Origin of the sequence: Exiguobacterium sp. s145 (genome assembly GCF_018618835.1) — a bacterium.
Lineage (GTDB): Bacteria > Bacillota > Bacilli > Exiguobacteriales > Exiguobacteriaceae > Exiguobacterium_A > Exiguobacterium_A artemiae.
The window spans coordinates 1-23,800 of sequence record NZ_JACSMV010000025.1; the positions used below are offsets into that span (position 1 = coordinate 1).

Here is a 23,800-nt window from a genome sequence, read left to right on the forward strand (position 1 = left end):
TAGGCTACCTGACACCGAAAAAATACGGTGTACTGGCAGCCTAATCAAGGTGTTTTATATGTGTCTCATATTGCTAGGTCAGTCTAATTGTCCGCTTTTTTGTGTATTCGGATAAAGAGAGAGAAAAAGGACAGCAGACTAATCGTGAGGGTAAGCAGTAACGCGAGGTTTAACGGGATGACACGGAACATGTACGTAAAATGAATGATGATCAATAACAGGATAATGGCAAGACCGGGAAGAAATTGTTTGCGTAACAGATGACCGACACCCGGAACAAGGAGTTCGAAACCGAACCGTTGACTGATATGGACTTCTTCATGGGCATTAGCGAGACTGAATGAGACAGTCAACAAAACTAAAATGAGCCATCCGGAAAACAGATACTGTTGAATCGGTAAAAACGTAATCGATTCATAGATAAAATAAAGTAGAATCATGGCATACTCCTTTGGAAGTGAATATTATATAAAATTTCCTTATTTTTTCCTTACGAATTCTAATGATAGCGAGGGTTTTCAGGAACGGCAACAACATTTAAAGGGAATAAAAATAAAAGAATGTTCACACATTTTAACAACAGGGAAAGAATAGTTTATTTTATGTATGATAATGGTGTGAGAATGCGATAAATAAAGACGTCAGACCTCTTTTGCACAAAAAATCTGAGATGTGTCAAAACTGTGAAGCGGAACAGGGAATCGTGTGATTTCACTTGAAACGACAGCTTAGACTGTTCGAACAGACGCATTTCTTTTAAAATTAGGGTAATGGAAGACATGAGGAGGCGAAAGGTACATGAAAAAGTGGTTAGTACTCGGAGTAGCAGCGGTCGCTTTCTTCAGTTATGAGAATACCCCGATGGAACAAGCAGAAGCGGATTACCCGAAAAGCGGCGGAACGCTGATTGATCGATATACAAGTGAATACCCGGGTTATGACTGGGAAGTCAGGCGGACGGCAACAGAGGAGTTCGTGGCGTTGACGAAAGACGGAAAGGATTACGGAAAGTACCGTTCGAAAAACGGTGTGACGACGCAAGGGGCCGTCTTAAATAAGGACACGGAATCGACCCTTGCGAAAAAAGGCTGGAAAGCCGTCAAGTCGTACCGGAAAGGCAATACGAACTATTTGCTGAATCTCGATCATGCCGCCGTCTATGAAAAGAATGGCCGGTACGTGACGTATTTCTTTGATCAGCACGACGGCGATAAAGTCAAAGCGACACTCGCGATCCCAAAAGAAGTCGAAGCGAAGAAAAGCGGATTTTACGGCAAGGCGTCCACTGCCTTGCGAACGACAGATGAGAAGCTGATGTTGCGTCTGATGAACTGGGACCGGGCCGATTATAAGCTCGCAGCGCTGACACCGTACAGTCCCTTAAAACCGGTCACGCGGGCACACAGCGAAAACATGGCGAAGAATAATTTCTTCTCTCATACCGATCCGGAAGGACGTGATCCGTTTGACCGGATGAAAGAAAACGGAATTCGCTTTTCGGCAGCCGGAGAAAATCTGTCGATGGGCTATCCGAATGTCTTTGCAGCGCACTGGGGCTTGATGAACTCCAAAGGACACCGCGATAACATCATGAACAAGACCTTCGAACAGGCGGATACCGGTGTCGCGTTCCGTGACAATGCACCGTACTTTACGATTAATTTCCGGACACCCTGAAGCAACATTTAAAACGAAGTGTACGCATCACCCCGATTTTGCGAAAGCAGAATGGGGGTTCTTTTGTGTGGATCAATCTGTAGATGGATGACGCACCACATAGATTTGAATTCTATCTTGAAAAATGAGAGAAGGCTTTTGATTGACGAAGCCTTGTCTTCTTCGCTCGCTTTTCTCGGGCGGAACGCAAGCTAGCTGTCATCTGTTTGATGACCGGGTCTCGCCTGTTCCTGACGGAAGCGAAGCTTCCTTTTCCCATAGAAGTCGAGCGGAAGACGTGACTTCTCCAAGAGTCATCATTCAATGGAAAACCCCTGAAATCGTTCCACCTCTTTTTTGTAAAGGGAGGCAGCTGTTTCAGGGGTTTTATATCATTTTTAGATAAACTGATATACAAAAAGAGTTATGTTAGTTTGCCCAGTCCGGTTTACTGAATCCTTTGAATGATTTTTCGATAACGTTATTAAAGTCATCCGATTTGACGACAGCCGTCAAATCTTTCGCCAGTTGTTTATCGGCATTCGATGTTTTGATGGCGACCAGATTCCGATACTGCTCATCCATTTTTTCGAGTGCTAGTGCATCCAGCAAATCAAATTTCGCGGCTAACGCAAAGTTTCCCGGAACGGCAGAGATGTCGACACTTTCGATGGCACGCGGCAGTTGGGCGGCTTCGAGCGGTTTGATGACCAGTTTCTTCGGATTCTTGACGATATCTTTTTCAGAGACCGTCAGTGGATCCGTGTCGGCTTTCAATTCAATCCAACCTTGGTCAGCGAGCAGATTCAGTGCCCGGGCCTGGTTCGTCGGATCGTTTGGTGTCGCGACTTCCGCTCCTGTCTTGACGTCATCCAGCGATTTGTAGGATTTGCTGTACAATCCCATCGGTGCCGTCGGGACAGTGATCAGTCCTTTGAGATCGAGGTTCTTTTCCTTGGCAAACGTCTTCAGGTAGATGGAGTGTTGGAACAGGTTGGCATCAATATCACCACTGCCGAGCGCGATGTTCGGTTGAATATAATCGCCGAACTCGACGATTTCGACGTCGTAGCCTTTCTTTTCAAGCCCGGGTTGAATTGCTTCTTTGACCATGTCACTGTAGGGACCGCTCGTTGCGCCGATCTTGATCGATTTATTGTCTTCTTTGGCACTGCTGTCACCGCAACCGGCAAGAATTCCGGCACCGAGTAATCCTGTTGCTAAAAAGGCATAACGTTTTTTCATCTTCATTCTCTCCCTTGAAGTTCTCTATTTGTAGTTACCGTTTATCAGCACGACGGGCCAGAACATTGCCGAGCCCTTGAATACTTTGAACAATGATGACGAGGACGACGATTGTCACAATCATGACGACATTATCGTACCGGTAATAGCCGAAGCGGATAGCCAGGTCACCGACACCGCCACCGCCGACGATACCCGCCATGGCGGAAAAACCGATCAGGCTGATCGTCGTTAAGGTGACGGCTTGAATAATGCCGGGAAGGGCTTCCGGTAAAAGGGCGCTCAGGATGATCCGCACCGGTGTCGCGCCGCATGCTTCCGCTGCTTCAATCAATCCCGGTGGAATCTCACGGAGCGATGTCTCGACGAGCCGGGCGAGAAACGGGATGGCAGCGACACTCAGACTGACGGAAGCCGCTGTCGGACCAATCGTGTTATCGAGTAATAATTGTGTCAATGGAATCAACGCGACGAGCAGGATGATGAACGGTAACGAACGGACGATATTAACGAAAAAGTCCAAGATGCTGCGAACGAAGACGTTCTGGAAAAACAATCCGCGGTCCGTGATGAACAACAAAATCCCGAGTGGAATGCCGACGATGAGAGCAAAGCCCAGTGAAATTCCGACCATTAAGGCGGTCTCACCTAACGCTTTCGCAAGCTCCGGTAACATGATTTCAATGCGTTCAAGCCACATCCTGGATCACCTCAAGCGTGTGAAGTTGTTCTTCGAGCCACGTCAAGGAACGGTTCACGTGAAGGGTCGGACCGGTCAAACTGACAATCAGCACTCCGAAAGCGACGTTCTGGATATAGTCGACCTTACCGTGGAGGATGCTGACGGAAATATCAAACTGTTTAATTGCTTCCGATAACGTACTTTCACCGGTCTTTTCACCTGTGAATTGCAGGCGGATAATTTTTCCCGGTGTCGTTCGCAAGATCCGTTCCGGTAACTCGATCTGGAGTGCCGTATCGACATAATGTTTCGTGACATCATGTGCCGGCTGACTGAACAGGTCGTATGTACGGGCGACTTCAACGACTTCACCTTGCGCCATGACGGCAACCCGGTGACAAATCTGTTTGACGACATCGATTTCATGGGTAATGAGAATGATCGTCAGGCCAAGCCGTTCATTCAAGTCTTTCAGCAGTTCGAGAATTTGCAGCGTCGTGACCGGATCAAGAGCGGACGTGGCTTCGTCACATAACAGGACGCTCGGATTATTCGCAAGGGCACGGGCAATCCCGACCCGTTGCTTTTGACCGCCGCTGAGCTGACTCGGGAAATTCGTCTCGAAGCCTTCAAGCCCTACTAGGGAGACGAGCTCTTTAATCCGTTGTGGGAAGTCAGTCCGTTTGACGCCGGCAGCCTTTAAAGCGAAGGCGATATTGTCGGCGACATTCCGGGATTGAATCAGTTGAAAGTGTTGAAAAATCATCCCGATGTTCAATCGCAGTTCGCGTAAGCTGCCTTTTGAGAGATCCGACAGATTGATACCCGATACTTTAACCGTTCCTTGTGTCGGTGTCTCCAGTCCATTGATCAGACGGAGCAGGGTGCTTTTTCCGGCACCGGATTCACCGATGATGCCAAAGATTTCACCTTGTTGAATCGTTAAATTGACGTCGCGTAATGCAAAGATTGGTGTCCGGTCACGAACGAACCGTTTGGTGATCCCTTTAAATTCAATCATCTGTCGTTTCCTCCCTATACAAAAAAATCGCTTTTTTCCAGTTAAGAGCAACCAGAAAAAAGCGACGAAGTGTAAGATTTCGTAACTTATCTCTCAGAATGAAACATTCTGTAGGATGTGGCACCGTTCCTTAAAGGTGGTTGCCGGACGTCGTTGGGCCTAATCCCTCGGTCGCTCTCGATAAGTAGATATGCTGTTGGGACTTACTGTAACGGAAATCATTCCCATTTGTCAAACGTTTTTTCAGAATTATTCCGCAACGGTCTGACGAAACAGATTCAATTGACCAATCCGTTCTGCCGCTTCGACCAATCGTTCGGCGTCGGCAATCAGACTGATCCGGACGTAACCTTCCCCGTATTCGCCGAAGAAATGTCCCGGTGTGACGGCGACATGCGCTTCGTCGAGCAGGTGATCGGTAAAGCTTTGGGACGTGTAGCCGGACGGGACCGGCAACCAGACGAAGAACGAACCGCCCGGGATCGGTCCGTCCCAACCGATTTCCTGTAACTTTCCGAACAAGGCATCACGCCGGGCTTCATACAGAGCGCTCAGTTCGCGGACACACGTCTGATCGCTTGAAAGAGCGACGGTTGCTGCCTGTTGAATCGGTGTGAAAGCACTGACGTATAAGTGTTCCTGGTACGTCTCGATACTTGCGATGACGGACGGATTCCCGATGGCGAAGGCGATTCGGAAACCGGACATGTTAAAACGTTTCGATAATGAAAACAGTTCGATTCCGACGTCTTTTGCGCCTTCCGTCTGGAGGAAACTGCGGGTCGGACCGTCGAAGCTGATTCCGCCGTAGGCGAGGTCGTGGACGACGCAAATGTCGTTCGCATCAGCGAAGGAAACCGTTTGCTCGAAGGCTTCCGCTGTTGCCGTCGCCCCGGTCGGATTGCTCGGGTAGTTGAGGAACAACATCCGGGCCCGTTCGACATCTGTCGTATCAAGTAACGTGTAGTCAGGTAAAAAGGCATTTTCCGCAAGGAGCGGCAATGTGATCGGGTAAGCTCCGGCAAGGGCGGCGCCGGATAAGTAATCCGGGTATCCGGGATCAGGAACAATGACACCTTCACCGGGATTGACGATCGTTTGCGGTAAAGCGACGATACCGGCTTTGCTGCCGAGCAAAATGGCGACTTCAGAGGCCGGATCGATGTTTACGCCAAACTCTGACTGATAAAAATCCGCGACAGCCTGTTTGAGGAAATCGTGTCCGCGAAACGGCGGGTACTGGAGGTTTGAAGCGTCATTGATCGCTTCTTTCAAGGCATCCAGAATATGTACGGGTGTCGTCTGATCCGGTGTTCCCTGACCAAGCGTGATGACGTCATGACCGGCAGCCTTGACGGCACCGATCCGCTGGGCGAGCTCGGCAAAGACCGGAGCGGGTAACCGATCAATCGCAATAGATGGGGCGAAATGTTTCATCTGTCTTCCTCCTTGTTGGGTATTGTCGTCAAGGATAACGAATTTTCAGAAAAAAGAAAAGAGTTTTTTAATAATTGCTGATAATTGTTGAACTACCTCCACCTTCGCTTCGCTTAGAGGTGGAGGATTCCTGAGTTATCCGACCTAACGGTCGAAAATTGATCAGGCTAACCCCGTCGTCCCGACGGTTGAAGAAGCTAAGATACGTTCAGCTTCTCGTTTGAGATTCAATCCTGCGTTCACATCACGATTATGGTGGATCCCACAATTCGGACATTTCCATTCTCGCAAGCCTAGATGTTTCACGTCCTTGTGTTGATGACCGCAACTCGAGCAGAGTTGACTTGATGCGAAGGTCTTTCCGACCTTCACGACGGTTTTCCCATACCAGTCCGCCTTGTATTTGAGCATGCGGAAGAACTCCGACCAACTGACGTCTGAGATGGCTTTGCTTAACTTGCGATTCTTCTGCATGTTCTTCACCTGCAAGGTCTCGATGCCGATGACGTCGTGGTTTTTGACGATCTCAGTCGATACCTTGTGCAGGAAGTCAGTGCGCTTGTTGGCAATCTTCTCGTGGATACGGGCAACCTTTCGCTTCTGCTTCTGATAGTTCCTCGCCTCGGAAAGCTTGACTTTTTTATTCAGAGCGACGCGTTGACGACTGGAGAGCTTACGCTGTTCGCGTACCAGTTTCTTCTCAAGTGTTTGGAAGTAACGATCGTTCTTGTACATCGTTCCGTCCGACAGGGTGGCGAAGTTTTTGAGTCCGACATCGACGCCGATGGACGAACTGGTTTTCGGCATTTCGTGGATTTTCTGCTCGACGAGCAGGGAAACGAAATACTTACCTGAAGCGTGGCGTCTAATCGTGGCATTTAAGATACGGCCTGTGATCTGTTTCGAATAGGCGAAACGTACCCATTTCAGCTTAGGAAGTTTGAGCTTTTTGCACACAATCGAGACTTCAGGAAGTTGAGACTTGCCCTGTATGTTGGTCTTGTACGACTGGACGGGGTTTCGCTTCGACTTGAATCGAGGGCGTTCATTCTGCTTCTTGAAGAAGCGGTCAAACGCATCGGCAAGGTATTTGACGCTCGTTTGAACAGATGTACTATCGACTTCTTTCAACCAGTCGAATTCCTGCTTCAACAAGGGAATTTCTTTGGAACAAGAGCCGTAGGACAGTCCTTTTCCAGTGGTCTTGTACGTTTCATCCCACTTCGCCAGGAAGTGGTTGAAGACGAAACGCGAACAGCCAATCGTCTTCGCGATCAGGATTTCCTGCTCTTTTGTCGGATAGATTCTGAATTTGTAGGCCTTGTGCTTCAACACCATTTTTCACCTCCTTTGAAGGGAATATACCCGAAAGACAGGCTGGCGATTCATCTCCCACTTTCACTTCGTTTAGAAGTGGGAGTATTCTCGCCTAATTTTGGGAAAAAGAACCGATGGCTTTCGTGTTTTTGATACACTGAACTAGAATACGATTGAATCACAAAGGAGATGATGGGATGAATCGGGCCTGGTGGAAAGAAGCCGTTGTCTATCAAGTGTATTGGCGCAGTTTTAAAGATTCGAACGGAGACGGGATGGGCGATTTACGCGGAGTAATTGAAAAACTCGATTACATCGCTTCCCTTGGTGTCGATGTCATCTGGTTAAATCCCTGTTATACATCACCGGATGTCGATAACGGATACGACATTTCGGATTATTACTCGATTATGCCGAAGGCGGGAACGATGTCGGATCTGGAAGAACTGATTGCGTCCGCCCATGAACGGGGACTGAAACTGATTCTTGATTTGGTCGTCAATCATACGAGTGATCAACATACGTGGTTTAAAGAATCCCGCAGCAGTCGGACAAACGAGAAAGCCGATTGGTACATTTGGCGGGACGGGGTCAAAGGAACGCCGCCGAACAATTGGCGGTCGTATTTTGCGCCGAGCCCTTGGACGTGGGATGAGACACGCCAGCAGTATTACTTCCATTCCTTTGCATCGGAGCAACCGGACTTGAACTGGGAACATCCTGCAGTCCGGCAGGCTGTGTATACGATGATGCGGTGGTGGGCCGAGAAAGGAATCGACGGCTTTAGGATGGATGTCATCAACCTGATCAAGAAACGGGCGACGTATGATGATGTCGCAGATCCTCTGAATTTATCCTACTTAGGGAACCAGCCGGGCATTCATGAATTCTTGCAGGAGATGCACCAGGAAGTACTGGCGGGAACCGATCTCTTTACCGTCGGTGAGATTCCGTTCGTCGGCCCGGAAGACGGGTTACTGTATGTCGGTGAGGAACGGAATGAGTTGCGGACGCTGTTTCACTTCGAAGTCGCGGATGACATGGAGACGATGGATTTACCGCGCTTCAAACAAATCCAGAAGCGTTGGTACGAAGCGCTTTATCCGAGCGGAGTCGCGTCACAGTTTTTGAATAACCATGACCACACCCGTCAGGTGACCCGGTTCGGAAGCGAACGGTATCGTGTCGAAAGTGCCAAGCTACTGGGCTTGATGCTGCACACGTTACCGGGCATCCCGTACATTTATCAGGGTGAAGAAATCGGCATGACCGGCATTCGTTTTTCTGATCCCGAGTCTTATCAGGACGTCGCATTTCGGAATCAATACGCCGAACGGATTGCCGCCGGCGAATCACCCGGAACCGTCCTGTCCTCGATGCAGTTGCGGGCGCGAGATAATTCACGGACACCGATGCAGTGGAATACCGGCAAAGCAGCCGGATTCACCGCAGCGACGCCATGGATGACGGTCAATCCGAACTACCGTGACATCAACGTCGAAACAGCGGAACAGGATCCGCATTCCGTGCTGGTGTTTTACCGGCAACTGATTGATTTACGGAAGACTCATCCGGTCATGGTTTACGGAGGTTATCGTGATCTGGCGATTCAGGATCCGTACCTGTATGTCTATGAACGGGTCCTGGGCGGAGTGGTTTGGCGGATCGTCTTGAACGTCCATGATGAACCGGTGACGACGACGTTTGGTTTACCGGAAGAACAGTTGATTCTGACGAATTATGAGACCGCGGACATCAATCGATTGGCACCGTACGAAGCCCGATTGTACCAATATGAGATGCCTTAACTGGCGGCGACGGTCAACAGAAAAAATCCGGACATCTTCTACTCTTCATTTCTAAATGAGGAGCAGGAAATGTCCGGATTTTTTTGAACCAGCTGATTTTTTTACGTATAGCCGTTGCGCTTTTTCGAGGATAAGAGCTGTTCGAACCGGTCGACTGCCTGGCGCATATCGAAGCTTGGTGCGACGACGAGCGGTCCGTGACCGACTGCCAGGACGTCCGGTGTCAATTCCGTCAACTGATGTGCCGATTGGAGGGCGACTTCCTTATCCCAGGTCGCAAGTGACGGGAAGGGGAACTGCCAACGCGTGTCCCCCGAAACCGCCAGACCACCTTGGGTTTGGAAGGCGTCACCGGCAATCAACGTCCGACTGCCTTCATGCCACAGGGAGATGGAACCCGGTGTGTGTCCCGGAGAAGCAATGACACTTAAACTGCCGATCTGTTGACCGCTTTCGAGCAACCGGTCCGGACGGGTTTTGATGTTTTTTGGAATGCCGCCTTTCAGCGGTGTCGTCTCGCCTTCGCGCAACGACTCATCCCCGCTGAGGAGAGCCGCATCCCGGTAACTGATCGAGACTTCGGCAAGCGGGAAAGCACTTGCTAAAAAATCAAGGGATCCGACGTGATCGGCATGTGCATGAGTCAGGATGATGGACTGTAACGGTTTGTCAAACGACTTGATGACGGAATAAATCGCTTTGGAATTCAGTGAAATCCCCGTATCAATCAGGGTGAGGCTGTCCGCTTCTTCAAATAAGTAACAGTTGACCGGGAAGAAGGACGGCGTTGTTTGCAGTTGATGAAGTCGTTCGATCGTCGAAATATGCATCCGATTACACTCCCTCGTCATAATATACACTTCTGTTTTAGTATCGCCTGTTTTAGTACAGACGTCTACAAAAAAACTCCCTCTCGTGAGGGAGCAAATGTGTTAATACGTCACTTCGAAAACGGCTCCGGCATGTTCGGAATCGTCCCCGTCTGCTGCTGTCGTGACCAGTAGACGGTCTTCGTACAGAATCGGACAAGTCGGGTTCGAAACCGGGAAATCAATCTGGGCGAGTTTTTCACCGGTTTCAAGATTCCAGCGTGTTAAGCATGATCCGGCATAATGGGCGATGAAGACATGACCTTCCGTGTCTTTGGTCATACCATCCGGGAAACCGTCTTCGTCCTCTAAGTCGATGGCCACCCGGCGGTTTGTCAACGGTTGATCCGCAGCATAGTCGAAGGCATAGACTTTTTTCGTCGGCGTATCGATGTGATAGAGTGTCTTACCGTCCTCGGACCAAACGAGTCCGTTCGAGTTCGTTAAGTTTTCGAGGAGGACATCGACGGAACCGTCATGACGCAGACGATAGAGGGAAGCGGTCTCGCCGTCCTCTTCATTGATACTTCCGGCCACATACTGACCCGATGGATCAAGTTTCCCGTCATTCATCCGGTCGGAGTCAGGAAGCGTCAATTGGGTTTCCAGTGAGAGGTGTCCTTCCTTTAAATCAAACGTTCCGAAACCATGTGCCGACGTGACACGAAGGAAATCCGGCGCATCCGTCAAAGCGATCGAGGTGATGGCACTTGGTACTTGGTACGGTTTTAAAGCCTCTGTCGTTAAATCATATGAAAAAAGAAGCTTGCCCGGAATATCGACGAAATAAAATCGTTTGGTTTTAGCGTCATAGACGGGCGACTCCCCGGTCTTACATGCAACATCAATAAAAAGTGAAACTGTCATCTGATTTCCCCCTACATCTACTATGATCTCTAATAATTACCCGTGAATGAACTCGAGGTGCAATTGGAACTTCACATCACTGCCGACCAGAACACCTCCGGCTTCGAGCGCGACGTTCCAGGTGAGATTGTAGTCTTCCCGTTTGATCTTCCCGTCGACTTCAAAACCGGAACGTGTATTACCCCAAGGATCAACACCGCTGCCTTCATACTCGACCTTAAACGTTTCTGTCCGCGTAACATCCTTAATCGTCAAATCACCGGTCACTTCATATTCGTCACCGGAGTGTTTTTTAAACGAAGTCACACGGTAAGTAATGTTCGGATACTGCTCGACATCGAAGAAATCAGCTGATTTCAAATGTGTATCGCGGTCCGCACTGCGTGTGTCTATCGTAGCGACCGGAATCGTTACGACAGCAGAAGCGTTTTCCAAATCATGTGCTTCTCCACTGACATCGAAGGTAAAGTCACGAAACTCTCCTTTAACCTTTGAAATCATCATGTGTTTGACTGAGAATGTGATGGAGCTGTGGTCCTGATCGAGTTGATACGTAGCCATATTCGGTTCCTCCTCATGTTCAAGTCACTTTTCGTCATGCCTTTTATTGTTCCTTTTTATCTCGATTCCAAAACATACAGCGGAAACAAAAATAAGTCTTGCACCGCATCCAAGCAGAGCAAGACTATCAACGATTCCAAGGAATCGATTAGCGGCTTTTTACCAGCAAGTTAACGGCTTCCTTAACCAATTCCTCCGTCTGTCCTTCGCCGGATTGTTCGGCTTCTTTGACACACTCGATCAGATTGGAGCTGACGACGACACCAATCGTCCGGTCAATGGCGGAGCGGGCAGCCGACAGTTGCGTGATGACATCACGGCAATCCTGTCCTTCTTCCATCATTCGCAAGATACCGCGAAGTTGTCCTTCGATCCGGCTGACCCGGTTCTTCATTTTACGATCGTAATCCATTCATTTTCCTCCATTCTAAGATGCAATCCGTCTGTTCGATACCTTTATGCTATGCCCATCACGGTATTGCTGTCAATCTAACCGCTTTTTTCAGCTATATTTTTCAGTGGAATAGGGAATATGGATGTGGTGGACAAAAAAATGAAATAAAGTGAAAAACTAAAACGATTTTGCGTCAGCTTGCGTATACTATATGATAAGGCTGACTGATCACCAAGGAGGAGAAGGATGCATACTCAATCCGATGAATCGCTTTATCATCAGATGCGCAGTGGAGATGAACAAGCTCTCGAAGTACTGTATGACAAGTATGAAAGACTGTTGTTCTCATTCGCTCATCGCTTTACGAACAATGATCGTTTATCAGAAGAAGTCATCCAGGAAGTCTGGATGAAGATTTGGAACGGACGGGTCGATTTTAATACCGATAAAGGAAAGTTCTCCTCTTGGATATTAACGATTACCCGCAATGCAGCGCTCGACTGTCTGAGACGCGAGAAACGCCAACCGACGATTGAAGTCGAGGAGCGGGACGGCGGATATGATGAACCGGTCGAACGGACGGTCATGCAGCGGGAAACAGCGACGGAAGTCCGCGATGCCGTCAATGAACTGAAACCCGATCAACAAGAGTTAATTGAACTCGTTTATTTTAAAGGTCTGACACAACAACAAATTTCAGATCAGCTTAATTTACCGCTTGGAACGGTGAAAACCAGAATAAGGAGTGCTATCCAGGCACTCCGGAAATTACTAGACGGGAGGGAACGTTGATGGAAGAACGTTGTCATGATTTAATCGATTACTTCAACGGAACATTATCAGCTGCCGATCGCGACGCGTTCGAGGCACACTTGGCGACTTGTGATGACTGCAAACAGGCGCTCCAAGAGATGCAAGACTTGATGCTGCCCATCGCGGAATCACTTCCGGAACGACCGATACCAACCGGCATGAAGTCAAGAATTCTCGGTGAAGTCCTTGGATCGACGAAACAAGGACAAAAACCGGTGCAAGCAGCAGTTGAAAAACCGGCTGTAGAGGAGACGCACTTGTCTGACCTCGACGCAGTACGATCGAAGAAAGAGAAAAAACGGTCTGTGCCGCTCGGATGGTTGATGAGTATCGCAGCCGCCTTGATCCTGTCACTTGGTGCCAACGCCTACTTCTTGTCGCAAGACGAGTCTTCTCCGGCGGAAGAGTTTGCGATGGACGAAGTCAAAGGAATGGGCAACTTTGAAAGTACGGCCTCAATTAAGGGGTCAAGCATGATTTTTACAAAAGATGATCAGGAATTCATGCTTGTCCAACTGAAAGATTTACCGCCGCTGAAGAAGGGTGAGTTGTATCAACTGTGGACGATTCAAGGTGATACGCCTCGTGCGAACGGGGTCATCGAACAGGACGGGGAAGCGGCAGCTGTCTTCCCGATCAAAGGAGACGGAACAATTGATGCGGTCGCCATCACAGTCGAACCTGAACCGGATTTAGAAAAACCGACCGGCGAAGTCGTGGCTTCCGTCGCGTTATAACAATCAGTGAATGAGAGATAACAGTAAGGGATGCGATATCAACAGCATCCCTTTTTTTGTTCGTTTTTCGAGTATATCCGCCTCTTTTAGAAAAAAGCACACGCATTCTAATGAAATTTCTTCAGAAGACTGAAAAAATACCGGTAAGCAGACGATACTAATAGGAATGTCAGTCAAAAAAGAGAGGCACTTATCATGAATGAATGGATCACCTTAACGAAACATTACGAAGAGACATTGGTCATCCTATCGGTCATCGTGGCCATTGTCGGATCCTATGCCTCACTTGAATTAAATCGCCGGTTGGCAAAAGCCGTATCTTTAAAGAAAAGAGCATTGTTCGTCTCCTCCTTGACGATGGGACTATCGATTTGGGGCATGCACTTCGTTGGGATGGGCGCATTTGAGCTGGCGGTACCGGTCAAATACGATTGGGTGCTGATGTTTTTGTCGATCATACCCGCCGTGACGGCTGCCTGGATTGCCTTTTATCTTTTATATTATTCAGAGTTGACGCGAAGAAAAGTCATCATCGCCGGAACGTTAATGGGGACGGGAATCGCCATGATGCATTATCTTGGTATGGTTGCGATGCAGTTCGATGGGGATGTCCGCTATGATGCGGCGTTATTCACGTTATCGATTGTGATTGCCATCACGGTCGCTTATGTCGCTCTCCTGTTGCTGTATATGACACGGCATGTCGATAAAAAACGAATTTTGATTCCCGTTGCCATCTTAATGGGGTTTGGTATTTCAACGATGCACTATGTCGGAATGCTCGGGACGACGTTTTGTGTTCCCGGTGCTTCGGGAGTGGACGTCTCAGCCAGCCCCGTCACATCAAATATCTTAAGCGACGTGGCAGTTCCAATCTTTTTAATCGTTCTGTTGATCGTCGGACTGTATATTCATCTTGAACGGCGGGCCTTACAGATGATGGCATATACGGATCATTTGACCGGATTGCACAATCGCCGTTGGCTGGATCATCATATGTCAAAAGTCGACGGACAATACAGCCGGACGAAAAAGCGGATGACGATGGCGTTGCTCGATCTGGACGGGTACAAATGGATCAATGATACATTCGGCTTTGATCAGGGAGACATCGTCATTCGGCAATTCTCGGACCGGATCAAAGCGTTACTTCAAGAAGATGAAGCTTGTATCCGTTACAATGGAACCCAATTTTTCCTGATTCAAAACATCCATCCCGATCTGCTCGAAGAGGCCTTCACGGATGTCCTGGAAGCAATCCGGCAACCGATTTTTCTCGACGGGCAGGAGATTCATTTGACTGCGACCATCGGCATCATCGTTCCGAATATTACGGATACACTGGAAATGCGGATTGGTCAAATGGAAAGCGCCCTGCGTGCAGGGAAAAATGAAGGACGGGACCGTTTTGTCATCTACGATGAACTGCTCCATTCGGATCGCCGGGAACAACAAATCGTCGGTTCCCTCCGTCGGGCCATGACGGACTTTAAAGAGTTTAATCTCGTCTATCAACCGAAAATTGCGCTGGCAACAGGCAAGGTCGAGCAGGCGGAAGTCCTGATTCGCTGGAATCATCCGAAATTCGGTTTCATTTCACCGGCGGAATTCATTCCGCTCGCTGAAAAGTACAGTCTGATCCATCGGCTGACCCAGTGGGTACTGCAGGAAACTGTTAAGCAAATGGAAGTCTGGCGGGAAGAGGATCACTTCATCCGTCAAGTCTCCGTCAACCTGTCAGCGATGCATTTCCGGTCGGAATCGCATAATTTGATGATCAAGGAAATCGTTCATCATTCGTTGAAGAACGGCGGAGAATTGCAACTTCAACTGGAAATTACGGAGACATCCGTCATGGAAAATCTGGAGCGGGCCTTATTGATGCTCGGAGAATTGAAGCAATTGAGTTTGACGATTGCGCTCGATGACTTCGGGACAGGACTGTCCTCGCTGACGCATTTAAAGCATTTACCGATTGATATCTTGAAGATTGATAAATCATTCATTGATGAAGTACCGCATGATGAGCGGGGAACGGCGATTACCGAAATGATCATCCAGTTGGCGAAGAGTCTTGGGATTGAAGTGGTGGCGGAAGGCGTCGAGACGCTTGAGCAGCATGAATTCCTGAAACGACTCGGATGTGACTATGGGCAGGGTTATTATTACAGCCGTCCGGTCAAGGTCAAGGATCTCGACCAGCAGACGATTGAACGAACTGTCCTGGATGTGGGCTGACAGCACATCCGTTCAATCCAATCCGTGTCTTTTTACGTATACTGGATAAGCACACGAGGAATATGTGTGCGATCATGGGGGACGCAATGGCTTCGTGAACGAATTCCGGGCAGGAATTTGTTCGACTTGTGCAAGATGCAGACAGAATCGCCGTACATTTCGATGGTTGCTCAGCTCTCTACTCAATCCAGTACCTGTCTGTCCATCACACTACAAAGGCAGCTTTCCACAAGGGAAGCTGCCTTTTTTTATCGTCTTACCGGTTGGCTGTCAACTGGCAGCCGGTCTGATCGGTAACGAGGACGTTCGTATTAAAGTATTGACCATCACTTTTTAGGATCAATGATTTTTTCTCGGGATTATAATCAAGCGTCATTTCCTGATCGAGAAAATGGCTCGACCACCGTTTAACGAGGACCGGTCCGACGTTTGAATCAATCGTCATATCTTCGTCCGCCGCCCCTTCGACGAGCCGGATGCTGAAGATGCCGGAGTTCCCGCAACCGCATCCTTCCGTATCATAATAAAGATGCAGTTGACCGGGAGTATCCCCGCGTAACTGGTCGATGCGTGCCAGAGCCGTTTCTGTAAATGTGATATGCATGACATTCACTCCTTTGACTTCATTATACGCCGAACCGGGCAGAAAATAACGTTAGTTGCTCACGCGCATTTGCCGGCGCATCCGGACGAGCAGGAAGACATACCCGGCAAGCAGGACGACGACGCTTCCGAGAACGACTGTGTCAACAAGCCCGTTATCTGACTGGAAGTTAATTGCAATGTAAGCCCAGACGAAGACGAGCGGGTAAATCGGATCGCGGTTAAAGAACATGAACAACAAGGCCAGGATTACACCAACACCAAGCATGATCATCGTCCAGCCGGCATCTCCGATTCCGAGCCATGAGTTGATGTTTTCGGTATCGATCGTCAAGAAGATATTGGCGATGGTCGCAACGGATACCCAGCCGAGGTAAAGCGAGAACGGCAATTTAAAGCGTAAGGCTTTTGTCTCGCGGTCGATTTTTGAGTAGATCACAATCAGTGAAACGAGAAGACCGACGATGACGACGACCGACAGCGGGAATAACTTGTATGAGAACGTAACAATCCAACCGGCATTGAACAGACAACTGATCAGGAACCACGGTCCAATTTTTTTGGCGATATCATGTTCCTTGAATTTCGGAATCGTCTGCATGATCAACCAGACGAGCAAGACAAGATAGATAAGTCCCCAAATCGAGAAAGCATAACCTGCGGGTTTGAAATAGGTCATGATCGTGTCCGAAATACGTCCTGTCTTTCCACCGTCAAGCGCATTGACGGCAATCGTAAAAATAAAACCAAGCCAGTTGAGCCAAATCCATTTGTTTTTCAATACAAAAACCTCCTTTAATCTCTAAAGGAGGTTTACCCGGATATTTGACTCTTTAGACATCAGCGTCGGCTCGTCGGATTTAAGAACGACATGCCGATGGCCGGGTTACCGGTATGTGAGCCGAGGACAGGCGTTAAGTTATCGATGCGAACCGTGACATCAAACCGCTTTTCGAGATTCGTTTTCCACTCGAGCGCCAAATCGTAGGCAGTTGCATGGAATAACGAAACATCAGTGACCGTTCCGCTCTCAAGCATTTCAACGAGATGGTCATAAATCTTCCCATGCGCTTTCTTGAACGTTCGAACCGTCTGATACGGTACGATTTTCCCTTCTTCGAAATGAAACAGAGGCCGCAATTGAAGTAAGTTACCGACAAACGCCTTCGTCGAGGAAATGCGTCCGCCTGCCTGCAGCTGATCGAGGTTCGCGACCGTGAACTCGATATGATGATCGAAGCGGCGCTCTAAAATATACTGCTCGATCTCTGTGACTGCCATTCCATCTGCTGCGAGTTGCATCGCTTCCGCAAGCAATTGGCCCGCCGGATAGATGCCACAACGGGAATCGATGGCAATCAACCGGAATCCGGCAATTTCAGCCCCTTGAACAGAAGCGTTATACGTCCCGCTCAGCTCGCTTGAAAGATGGATCGCAAAGCCGATATCATACTGCTCTTTTAACCGTTCATAGTGTTCCGTGAACGTACCGATCGACGGTTGGCTGGTCGTGACCTTATGTTTCGCATCGATCCATTGATAGACGGTCTCGGCCTGGACATCGACACCGTCCGTAAAACTTTCACCGTCTTTCATGACGAGAAGAGGGACGACGATTAAGTTTTCGTGCTGAGAAATCGAATCGGGTAAAATCGTCGTACTGTCTGTAATCCATGCAATCTTCATGCTGTCTCCTCCTTGTTTTAGTACCTGGTATTAATTGTAGTTGTAAGCGTTATCGCTGTCAAATGAACCTTTAAAAATTTGAAATATTTTAGTTGATTAACTGACACAATACGCTATAATCGGTACGTGATTAGTAAACTTGAAGTCGTCTTATACTAAACTGTTATTTAGAAAGGAGGGCGTGGATTGCGGACGATCGGAAACAAAATCAAAAATCTGCGTCTTCAAAAAGGCTTGACGCAAGAGGAGCTTGGCGAACGAACGGACTTAAGTAAAGGATACATTTCGCAAATCGAACGGGAAATCAGTTCACCGTCGATTGAGACGCTGTTCAGTCTCCTGGAAGTACTCGGCATCTCGGCGAAGGATTTCTTTGATGAGGATACATTAAACCAAAAGGTCGTTTATTCGCAAAAAGATGTCACGCGTTATGAGGATCCGGAACAAGGGTATCATGTGACATGGCTGATTCCGGAATCGAACGAAAAGGAAATGGAGCCGGTTTTACTGCGATTGGCACCGGGCGGGCACTTTAAAGCATACGAACCGTCCGGATCGGAAACGTTCGTCTATGTACTTGAAGGGGCGGTCACGTTGAAGCTTGGCCGGGAATCATTTGTGGCGACGCGAGGCGAGACACTCTATTATAAAGCTTCAGAAATTCATCAGTTACGAAATGATTCAAAGGCGGAAACGAAAGTACTCGTGACGGCTACGGATTCGTACTTATAAGGAGGAATAAGATTTGGCAGACAACAATACGATCATTCAATTTACAGACGTGACAAAACGTTTTGACGATCAGACGGTTCTTGAACGCGTCAGTTTTGAAATTGAACGTGGAAAATTTTATACGCTGCTCGGACCATCCGGTTGCGGGAAAACGACGGTTTTACGGCTGATTGCCGGGTTCACTGAAGCGACGGAAGGCGATATTCTGTTCAATGGAAAACGGATCAACGATGTTCCCGCCAACAAACGGCAGGTCAACACGGTCTTTCAGGATTATGCGTTGTTCCCGCACCTCAACGTCTTTGAGAACATCGCGTTCGGATTGCGGATCAAAAAGATGAAAGACGCGGAAATCAAGACACGTGTGCTCGATGCGTTAAAGTTCGTCAACTTATCCGGATACGAAAACCGCGAAATCACGGAGATGTCAGGCGGACAGCGCCAGCGTGTCGCTATCGCCCGGGCGATCGTCAACGAACCGGAAGTCATCTTACTGGATGAACCGTTATCGGCACTCGATCTGAAACTGCGGACGGAAATGCAGTATGAGCTGCGTGATTTACAGCGTCGCCTCGGCATCACGTTCATTTTCGTCACGCACGATCAGGAAGAGGCACTGGCGATGTCGGACGAAATCTTTGTCCTCAATCACGGTCTGATTCAGCAGTCGGGTACACCAACGGATATTTATGACGAACCGATCAACCGTTTCGTCGCTGATTTCATCGGGGAATCGAATATCATCCCGGGACGGATGTTGATGGATTACCGGGTCTCGTTCGCAGAAAAAGAATTTGAATGTGTCGACCGCGGTCTCGAATTAAATGAACCGGTCGAAATCGTCATCCGTCCGGAAGACTTGGAAATCACCAGCGTCGCCCAAGGGAAGTTGCGCGTGACCGTCGATTCCCAGCTGTTCCGCGGTGTTCACTATGAGATTGCCTGCATGGATGAAGTCGGAAACGAATGGCTCGTCCACAGTACGAAAAAAGCGACGGTTGGGGAACAGATCGGCTTGACGTTTGATCCGGAAGCGATTCACGTCATGCGTCTGAATGAGACGGAAGAGGAATTCGACAAACGGCTTGAGTCCTACGATGGGGTGCTGTGATGCAGAAGACACGTAACTGGTACCTGATTCCGTATAGTTTCTGGATTGCGTTGTTCGTCATTGCGCCGATCGTCCTCGTCGTCTATTATTCGTTTCTCGATCTCGAAGGACATTTCTCACTCGTCAACTACCAGAAGTTCTTCACCTCGACGTATCTGACGATGACGCTCAGCTCGTTTTGGTATGCCTTTTTGATCACACTGTTTTCACTGGCAATTGGTTATCCGACCGCCTATCTGCTGACGAAAACAAAGCATAAACAATTGTGGCTGCTGTTGATCATCTTGCCGACCTGGATCAACCTGCTCTTAAAAGCCTATGCATTCATCGGTCTGTTCAGCACTTACGGATGGGCGAACCAAACGTTGGAAGCGATCGGAATCGGCCGGAAACAGATCTTGTTCACGGACTTCAGTTTTGTGTTCGTTTCCGTCTACATCTTCATTCCGTTCATGATCCTGCCGATCTTTAACGCGATTGAAAAATTGAATCCGTCACTTGTGTTTGCGGCCCGCGATCTCGGGGCTTCGAATTTCATGACATTCCGTCGTGTCGTCTTTCCATTGACGCTTGACGGAGTGAAATCGGGCTGTCAGCTCGTCTTCATTCCGGCGCTGTCGTTATTCATGATTACACGTCTGATTGCCGGGAACCGGGTCATCACGCTCGGAACAGCGATTGAACAACAGTTTCTTGTCACGCAAAACTGGGGAATGGGCGCGACGATTGCCGTCTTCCTGATTATTGCGATGGCAATCATTCTGGCATTAACGAGTACGAAACGGAAGAAAGGAGCGACGACATGATGAAACGATTAAAATTAGCGAATCTGTACCTGATCGGTGTTTTCATCATCTTGTACGCCCCGATTCTTTATCTGGCCTTCTACTCGTTTAACAGTGCCGACAACATGACGAACTTTGATTCCTTCACGTGGGATTGGTACAAGGAAGTGTTCCAGGATTCCCGACTTTTGATCATCGTCTTAAACACGCTAGTCATTGCGCTTCTGTCCGCATCGATTTCGACGATCATCGGTGTTCTTGGAGCAATCGGGATCCAGGCGGTCCGCAAGAAACGGATCGAAACGTCGCTGTTGACGCTCAACAGCATCTTGATTGTCAGTCCCGATGTCATCATCGGGGCGTCGTTCCTGATCTTCTTTACGATGCTCGGCATTCAGCTCGGCTTTACGTCGGTCCTGTTGTCACACATCGCGTTCTCCGTCCCGATTGTCGTCATTCTGGTCCTGCCGAAACTGCAGGAAATGAGTCCGACACTCGTTGATGCAGCGCGTGATTTAGGAGCGAGCCGGCTTGATGTTCTGACGAAAGTCATCCTGCCGTACATTACACCAGGTATCTTTGCCGGCTTCTTTACGGCATTGACGTATTCACTCGATGATTTTGCGGTGACATTTTTCGTTACCGGAAATGGATTCACGACATTGTCCGTTGAAATCTATTCGCTTGCGCGGCAGGGGATTTCGATGAAAATCAACGCCTTGTCGACCGTGATTTTCCTGTTTACATTCTTACTCGTCATCGGCTATTACTTCCTGAACCAACGTTCTGCGATGAAGTTGTCCCGACCGGAGGTGAAATAATCGATGAAAAAACTCATTCAATTGTTTGTCGCGATTTTCTTGATTTCCGGTATCATCCTGTTTGCGTTGAACCGGTTGAACGCGACGCAAGGTTATTCGGGCAAAAATGTCCTGAACATCTATAACTGGGGCGATTATATCGATCCGGAACTGATTGATCAGTTCGAAAAGGAATCCGGTATTAAAGTCGTCTATCAGACGTTTGATTCAAACGAAGCGATGCTGACGAAAATCGAACAAGGCGGAACGACGTACGATATCGCTGTGCCGTCCGATTATGCGATCGCAAAGATGATCGAAGAGGATTTAGTGTTGCCGATCGATCAACAAAAGATTCCCAATCTGAAGAACATCGATCCACGGTTCCTCGATTTATCGTTTGATCCAGGCAACAAGTATTCGATTCCTTATTTTTGGGGAACGGTCGGGATCGTCTACAATCAAAAACTGATTGACGGAAAAAAACCGACCAGCTGGAAAGATCTCTGGGATCCGGCATTGAAAAATCAAATCCTTCTCGCAGACGGAGCACGTGAAGTGATGGGGATGAGTCTGAACAGTCTTGGCTATTCCTTGAACGAGACCGATGAAACGAAACTGCAGGAAGCCAAAGCCAACTTGATGGATTTGACACCAAACGTCAAAGCGATCGTCGGGGATGAAATTAAGCTTTTGCTTGCCAATGAAGAAGCAGGAATCGGTGTCGTCTGGTCCGGTGATGCCAATGAGATCATGAGTGAAAATGAGAATTTGAACTATGTGATTCCAAAGGAAGGATCAAATGTCTGGTTCGATAACGTCGTCATTCCGAAAACGGCTAAAAACGTCAAAGGTGCCCATGAATTCATCAATTTCATGCTGGACCCGAAAAATGCCGCTAAAAATGCGGACTATGTCGGATACTCGACGCCAAACAAAGAAGCGTTGAAATTGCTCGATCGGGACGTACGGGAAGACAAACGTTTTTATCCCGATAAAGAGGTCACGGATACACTTGAAGTATATGAAAACTTAGGGAAAGAAATGCTCGCTCATTATAATGAACTATTTTTAGAGTTCAAAATGCATAAGAAATAACAGGAAAAGTTGTTGCCCGATCCGGGTAACAACTTTTTTAAAAATATTTTTTAAAGAAATGTATGTAAAGTGAATATTATTTCGAAAATGGGGGAATGAGATATTTATCAAAGCATTTCAAGGGGGAGCACATCATGAAACAAATTTTTGGTCTTATCTTAACTGCCGCACTTACCATGAGCCTCGTCTCAGGTCCTTCATATAACCAGTCTGCCGAAGCTGCGAAGCCGACGGATATCGATTGGTTGAAACAAGTTAAAACGACAGCGTCAAAAGCCAAATCCGTCGATGGAAAAGTGACATTGGAAAAAACGACGTTAGCCCAGGTACATAGCGCGTACAAAGGGGAAAAAAACTCGACGTGGTGCCAAAGCGGTAAAGGATTGGTCGCTCCGAACAAAGCAGTTCACTACTGCTCGACATTCGGTGTGCCTGACCGCAAAGCGAAAGTCTCAGCCATCGTCTACAATCCAAAAGTGATCGGCCGGACAATTACCGTCAAAGAAGTCAAAAAAGCGTACTCAACGGCAAAACTCGACAAAACATTCAACCTGATGACCGTTTCAACAAAAGAGGTCAACATTTATCTAAATTTAAATTCTGAACGTACACAAGTCATGTCAATTCTAGTAAAATATAACTAACGAACAAAGGATGACCTTTTGGGCCATCCTTTTTATTGAATTTTTTTATAGATTGGCACGAGTTGTTCATAGGTATTTCGAATCAATTTTATTAGATCTTCGTGCGACATCGCACTGACTTCTTCGGCAGAGACATGACGGCCGACCAAAAATTCCGCTTTCTTGACATCACGGAATCGTACAAGTCCTTGTTCCAGACCGGTCTCGTCAATCTGTTGTGCCTCTTTCTTCATATGATCGTAAGAAACAACGAAATCAGACGGAAGAGCGTGCAATAGTTCCTGATGATTCAGGAGTTTTGTCGCGTACTGTGATTTATTCGGAAGTTCGTAAATGTAAGCGAGCCAGATGAACAGATGATCATCAAATAAGCCGACTTGGAAATGCGGATGCTTTTTGTAGCCGCGTTTGTTTGGGGAAAAAGCCATCCATGTGTCCTTCGGGGGATTTACTTTCCGGCGGGCATGCTGTGCAATATGCACATACATATCTTCTGCCAGGTTGACCGTTAAATCGGGTGAGACTTCCTGTCCGATTTGTTTGAAAACGGGTTGAATCCGTTCACGAATCGCGTGCATCCGTTGTTCCAGTCCTTCAATCTCAAATGTATCAAATGCTTCTTTTGTAAATTGTGTAGTCACTGATTTATCACCTCTATTGCTAGTGTAACAAATCAAAGCGTGAAGAATAGACCTC

At 48.0% G+C, this 23,800-nt stretch carries 25 protein-coding genes and 1 riboswitch; of the genes, 11 read left to right on the forward strand and 14 right to left on the reverse strand.

Features of this window, described 5'->3' with window-relative positions; genetic code table 11:
• Positions 1 to 83: 83 nt before the first annotated feature.
• On the reverse strand, positions 84 to 440 hold the full coding sequence (locus KNQ07_RS14320; RefSeq protein ID WP_012371409.1) for a hypothetical protein: 357 nt from the start codon (positions 438 to 440) through the stop codon (positions 84 to 86).
• Between the two features lie 358 nt (positions 441 to 798).
• Between KNQ07_RS14320 and KNQ07_RS14325 the strand changes: the two genes are divergently transcribed.
• Positions 799 to 1,677 (forward strand): CAP domain-containing protein, encoded by an 879-nt coding sequence (locus KNQ07_RS14325; RefSeq protein WP_214767450.1) that lies wholly within the window; start codon positions 799 to 801, stop codon positions 1,675 to 1,677.
• A 408-nt stretch (positions 1,678 to 2,085) separates the two neighbouring features.
• On the opposite strand, the gene KNQ07_RS14330 is transcribed toward KNQ07_RS14325, so the two are convergent.
• From KNQ07_RS14330 to tnpB, 5 genes are all read right to left on the reverse strand, one after another.
• Positions 2,086 to 2,901, reverse strand: a complete 816-nt coding sequence (locus tag KNQ07_RS14330) for a MetQ/NlpA family ABC transporter substrate-binding protein (protein WP_214767453.1) — start codon at positions 2,899 to 2,901, stop codon at positions 2,086 to 2,088.
• Positions 2,902 to 2,935: 34 nt separating this feature from the next.
• Positions 2,936 to 3,601, reverse strand: coding sequence for a methionine ABC transporter permease (locus KNQ07_RS14335; protein ID WP_214767456.1), 666 nt, complete (start codon positions 3,599 to 3,601; stop codon positions 2,936 to 2,938).
• Positions 3,591 to 4,604 (reverse strand): methionine ABC transporter ATP-binding protein, encoded by a 1,014-nt coding sequence (locus KNQ07_RS14340; RefSeq protein ID WP_214767459.1) that lies wholly within the window; start codon positions 4,602 to 4,604, stop codon positions 3,591 to 3,593. Before KNQ07_RS14340 ends, KNQ07_RS14335 begins: the two co-directional genes overlap by 11 nt.
• 83 nt (positions 4,605 to 4,687) lie before the next feature.
• A riboswitch (SAM riboswitch) is annotated at positions 4,688 to 4,791 on the reverse strand.
• Positions 4,792 to 4,853: 62 nt separating this feature from the next.
• Positions 4,854 to 6,041: an aminotransferase class I/II-fold pyridoxal phosphate-dependent enzyme gene (locus KNQ07_RS14345; RefSeq protein ID WP_012371404.1), complete on the reverse strand. Its 1,188-nt coding sequence runs from the start codon at positions 6,039 to 6,041 to the stop codon at positions 4,854 to 4,856.
• A 162-nt stretch (positions 6,042 to 6,203) separates the two neighbouring features.
• Positions 6,204 to 7,379 carry an IS200/IS605 family element RNA-guided endonuclease TnpB gene (tnpB, locus tag KNQ07_RS14350; RefSeq protein ID WP_214767462.1) on the reverse strand — a complete coding sequence of 392 codons (1,176 nt, stop codon included), beginning with the start codon at positions 7,377 to 7,379 and terminating at the stop codon, positions 6,204 to 6,206.
• Positions 7,380 to 7,555: 176 nt separating this feature from the next.
• Here tnpB and KNQ07_RS14355 point away from each other — a divergent pair, with 176 nt between their 5' ends.
• Positions 7,556 to 9,166: an alpha-glucosidase gene (locus tag KNQ07_RS14355; protein WP_214767466.1), complete on the forward strand. Its 1,611-nt coding sequence runs from the start codon at positions 7,556 to 7,558 to the stop codon at positions 9,164 to 9,166.
• A 101-nt stretch (positions 9,167 to 9,267) separates the two neighbouring features.
• On the opposite strand, the gene KNQ07_RS14360 is transcribed toward KNQ07_RS14355, so the two are convergent.
• The 4 genes from KNQ07_RS14360 to KNQ07_RS14375 all read right to left on the reverse strand — a co-directional run bounded on the left by KNQ07_RS14360 (position 9,268) and on the right by KNQ07_RS14375 (position 11,875).
• Positions 9,268 to 9,996 carry an MBL fold metallo-hydrolase gene (locus tag KNQ07_RS14360; protein ID WP_214767469.1) on the reverse strand — a complete coding sequence of 243 codons (729 nt, stop codon included), beginning with the start codon at positions 9,994 to 9,996 and terminating at the stop codon, positions 9,268 to 9,270.
• Positions 9,997 to 10,098: 102 nt separating this feature from the next.
• Positions 10,099 to 10,902 (reverse strand): SMP-30/gluconolactonase/LRE family protein, encoded by an 804-nt coding sequence (locus tag KNQ07_RS14365; protein ID WP_214767472.1) that lies wholly within the window; start codon positions 10,900 to 10,902, stop codon positions 10,099 to 10,101.
• A gap of 36 nt (positions 10,903 to 10,938) precedes the next feature.
• Positions 10,939 to 11,463, reverse strand: coding sequence for a YceI family protein (locus tag KNQ07_RS14370; RefSeq protein ID WP_131502291.1), 525 nt, complete (start codon positions 11,461 to 11,463; stop codon positions 10,939 to 10,941).
• Positions 11,464 to 11,611: 148 nt separating this feature from the next.
• Complete coding sequence (locus tag KNQ07_RS14375) at positions 11,612 to 11,875, reverse strand: metal-sensitive transcriptional regulator (RefSeq protein ID WP_012371399.1); 264 nt, start codon at positions 11,873 to 11,875, stop codon at positions 11,612 to 11,614.
• 228 nt (positions 11,876 to 12,103) lie between these two features.
• Between KNQ07_RS14375 and KNQ07_RS14380 the strand changes: the two genes are divergently transcribed.
• From KNQ07_RS14380 to KNQ07_RS14390, 3 genes are all read left to right on the forward strand, one after another.
• On the forward strand, positions 12,104 to 12,649 hold the full coding sequence (locus tag KNQ07_RS14380) for an RNA polymerase sigma factor (RefSeq protein WP_012371398.1): 546 nt from the start codon (positions 12,104 to 12,106) through the stop codon (positions 12,647 to 12,649).
• Positions 12,649 to 13,407: an anti-sigma factor gene (locus KNQ07_RS14385; protein ID WP_188004708.1), complete on the forward strand. Its 759-nt coding sequence runs from the start codon at positions 12,649 to 12,651 to the stop codon at positions 13,405 to 13,407. Before KNQ07_RS14380 ends, KNQ07_RS14385 begins: the two co-directional genes overlap by 1 nt.
• A 195-nt stretch (positions 13,408 to 13,602) precedes the next feature.
• The gene (locus tag KNQ07_RS14390) at positions 13,603 to 15,645 is read left to right on the forward strand and encodes a putative bifunctional diguanylate cyclase/phosphodiesterase (protein ID WP_214767475.1); all 2,043 of its coding nucleotides are present in this window, start codon (positions 13,603 to 13,605) and stop codon (positions 15,643 to 15,645) included.
• A 256-nt stretch (positions 15,646 to 15,901) separates the two neighbouring features.
• Here the strand turns inward: KNQ07_RS14390 and KNQ07_RS14395 are convergent, their stop codons facing one another.
• Genes KNQ07_RS14395 through KNQ07_RS14405 form a run of 3 tightly spaced genes read right to left on the reverse strand, consistent with a single transcriptional unit; the run spans position 15,902 to position 17,934 of the window.
• Complete coding sequence (locus KNQ07_RS14395; RefSeq protein WP_131972264.1) at positions 15,902 to 16,249, reverse strand: iron-sulfur cluster biosynthesis family protein; 348 nt, start codon at positions 16,247 to 16,249, stop codon at positions 15,902 to 15,904.
• A gap of 51 nt (positions 16,250 to 16,300) precedes the next feature.
• Positions 16,301 to 17,029, reverse strand: coding sequence for a TspO/MBR family protein (locus KNQ07_RS14400; RefSeq protein WP_214767478.1), 729 nt, complete (start codon positions 17,027 to 17,029; stop codon positions 16,301 to 16,303).
• A gap of 59 nt (positions 17,030 to 17,088) precedes the next feature.
• Entirely contained in the window at positions 17,089 to 17,934 is an 846-nt protein-coding gene (locus tag KNQ07_RS14405) for a DegV family protein (protein ID WP_214767481.1), read from the reverse strand.
• A gap of 186 nt (positions 17,935 to 18,120) precedes the next feature.
• Between KNQ07_RS14405 and KNQ07_RS14410 the strand changes: the two genes are divergently transcribed.
• From KNQ07_RS14410 to KNQ07_RS14435, 6 genes are all read left to right on the forward strand, one after another.
• Positions 18,121 to 18,666: a helix-turn-helix domain-containing protein gene (locus tag KNQ07_RS14410; RefSeq protein WP_214767484.1), complete on the forward strand. Its 546-nt coding sequence runs from the start codon at positions 18,121 to 18,123 to the stop codon at positions 18,664 to 18,666.
• Between the two features lie 13 nt (positions 18,667 to 18,679).
• Positions 18,680 to 19,777, forward strand: coding sequence for an ABC transporter ATP-binding protein (locus tag KNQ07_RS14415; RefSeq protein WP_012371391.1), 1,098 nt, complete (start codon positions 18,680 to 18,682; stop codon positions 19,775 to 19,777).
• Positions 19,777 to 20,583: an ABC transporter permease gene (locus tag KNQ07_RS14420; RefSeq protein WP_012371390.1), complete on the forward strand. Its 807-nt coding sequence runs from the start codon at positions 19,777 to 19,779 to the stop codon at positions 20,581 to 20,583. The genes KNQ07_RS14415 and KNQ07_RS14420 overlap by 1 nt, the downstream gene beginning before the upstream one ends.
• Positions 20,580 to 21,383, forward strand: coding sequence for an ABC transporter permease (locus KNQ07_RS14425; protein WP_214767487.1), 804 nt, complete (start codon positions 20,580 to 20,582; stop codon positions 21,381 to 21,383). Before KNQ07_RS14420 ends, KNQ07_RS14425 begins: the two co-directional genes overlap by 4 nt.
• 3 nt (positions 21,384 to 21,386) lie before the next feature.
• Positions 21,387 to 22,460 (forward strand): ABC transporter substrate-binding protein, encoded by a 1,074-nt coding sequence (locus tag KNQ07_RS14430; protein ID WP_214767490.1) that lies wholly within the window; start codon positions 21,387 to 21,389, stop codon positions 22,458 to 22,460.
• A 134-nt stretch (positions 22,461 to 22,594) separates the two neighbouring features.
• A complete protein-coding gene (locus KNQ07_RS14435) occupies positions 22,595 to 23,104 on the forward strand; it encodes a hypothetical protein (RefSeq protein WP_012371387.1) in 510 nt (169 codons plus the stop codon).
• A 32-nt stretch (positions 23,105 to 23,136) separates the two neighbouring features.
• Here the strand turns inward: KNQ07_RS14435 and KNQ07_RS14440 are convergent, their stop codons facing one another.
• Positions 23,137 to 23,745, reverse strand: a complete 609-nt coding sequence (locus KNQ07_RS14440) for a YktB family protein (protein WP_214767494.1) — start codon at positions 23,743 to 23,745, stop codon at positions 23,137 to 23,139.
• Between the last annotated feature and the right edge of the window lie 55 nt (positions 23,746 to 23,800).

Bases quoted from the DNA above. Each gene is read 5' to 3' on its own strand.
- KNQ07_RS14360 (WP_214767469.1), bottom strand. From the start codon at position 9,996: ATGCATATTTCGACGATCGAACGACTTCATCAACTGCAAACAACGCCG.
- KNQ07_RS14365 (WP_214767472.1), bottom strand. From the start codon at position 10,902: ATGACAGTTTCACTTTTTATTGATGTTGCATGTAAGACCGGGGAGTCG.
- KNQ07_RS14370 (WP_131502291.1), bottom strand. From the start codon at position 11,463: ATGGCTACGTATCAACTCGATCAGGACCACAGCTCCATCACATTCTCA.
- tnpB (WP_214767462.1), bottom strand. From the start codon at position 7,379: ATGGTGTTGAAGCACAAGGCCTACAAATTCAGAATCTATCCGACAAAA.
- KNQ07_RS14405 (WP_214767481.1), bottom strand. From the start codon at position 17,934: ATGAAGATTGCATGGATTACAGACAGTACGACGATTTTACCCGATTCG.
- KNQ07_RS14355 (WP_214767466.1), top strand. From the start codon at position 7,556: ATGAATCGGGCCTGGTGGAAAGAAGCCGTTGTCTATCAAGTGTATTGG.
- KNQ07_RS14330 (WP_214767453.1), bottom strand. From the start codon at position 2,901: ATGAAAAAACGTTATGCCTTTTTAGCAACAGGATTACTCGGTGCCGGA.
- KNQ07_RS14425 (WP_214767487.1), top strand. From the start codon at position 20,580: ATGATGAAACGATTAAAATTAGCGAATCTGTACCTGATCGGTGTTTTC.
- KNQ07_RS14345 (WP_012371404.1), bottom strand. From the start codon at position 6,041: ATGAAACATTTCGCCCCATCTATTGCGATTGATCGGTTACCCGCTCCG.
- KNQ07_RS14390 (WP_214767475.1), top strand. From the start codon at position 13,603: ATGAATGAATGGATCACCTTAACGAAACATTACGAAGAGACATTGGTC.
- KNQ07_RS14395 (WP_131972264.1), bottom strand. From the start codon at position 16,249: ATGCATATCACATTTACAGAAACGGCTCTGGCACGCATCGACCAGTTA.
- KNQ07_RS14335 (WP_214767456.1), bottom strand. From the start codon at position 3,601: ATGTGGCTTGAACGCATTGAAATCATGTTACCGGAGCTTGCGAAAGCG.
- KNQ07_RS14435 (WP_012371387.1), top strand. From the start codon at position 22,595: ATGAAACAAATTTTTGGTCTTATCTTAACTGCCGCACTTACCATGAGC.
- KNQ07_RS14385 (WP_188004708.1), top strand. From the start codon at position 12,649: ATGGAAGAACGTTGTCATGATTTAATCGATTACTTCAACGGAACATTA.
- KNQ07_RS14325 (WP_214767450.1), top strand. From the start codon at position 799: ATGAAAAAGTGGTTAGTACTCGGAGTAGCAGCGGTCGCTTTCTTCAGT.
- KNQ07_RS14375 (WP_012371399.1), bottom strand. From the start codon at position 11,875: ATGGATTACGATCGTAAAATGAAGAACCGGGTCAGCCGGATCGAAGGA.
- KNQ07_RS14430 (WP_214767490.1), top strand. From the start codon at position 21,387: ATGAAAAAACTCATTCAATTGTTTGTCGCGATTTTCTTGATTTCCGGT.
- KNQ07_RS14420 (WP_012371390.1), top strand. From the start codon at position 19,777: ATGCAGAAGACACGTAACTGGTACCTGATTCCGTATAGTTTCTGGATT.
- KNQ07_RS14320 (WP_012371409.1), bottom strand. From the start codon at position 440: ATGATTCTACTTTATTTTATCTATGAATCGATTACGTTTTTACCGATT.
- KNQ07_RS14380 (WP_012371398.1), top strand. From the start codon at position 12,104: ATGCATACTCAATCCGATGAATCGCTTTATCATCAGATGCGCAGTGGA.
- KNQ07_RS14340 (WP_214767459.1), bottom strand. From the start codon at position 4,604: ATGATTGAATTTAAAGGGATCACCAAACGGTTCGTTCGTGACCGGACA.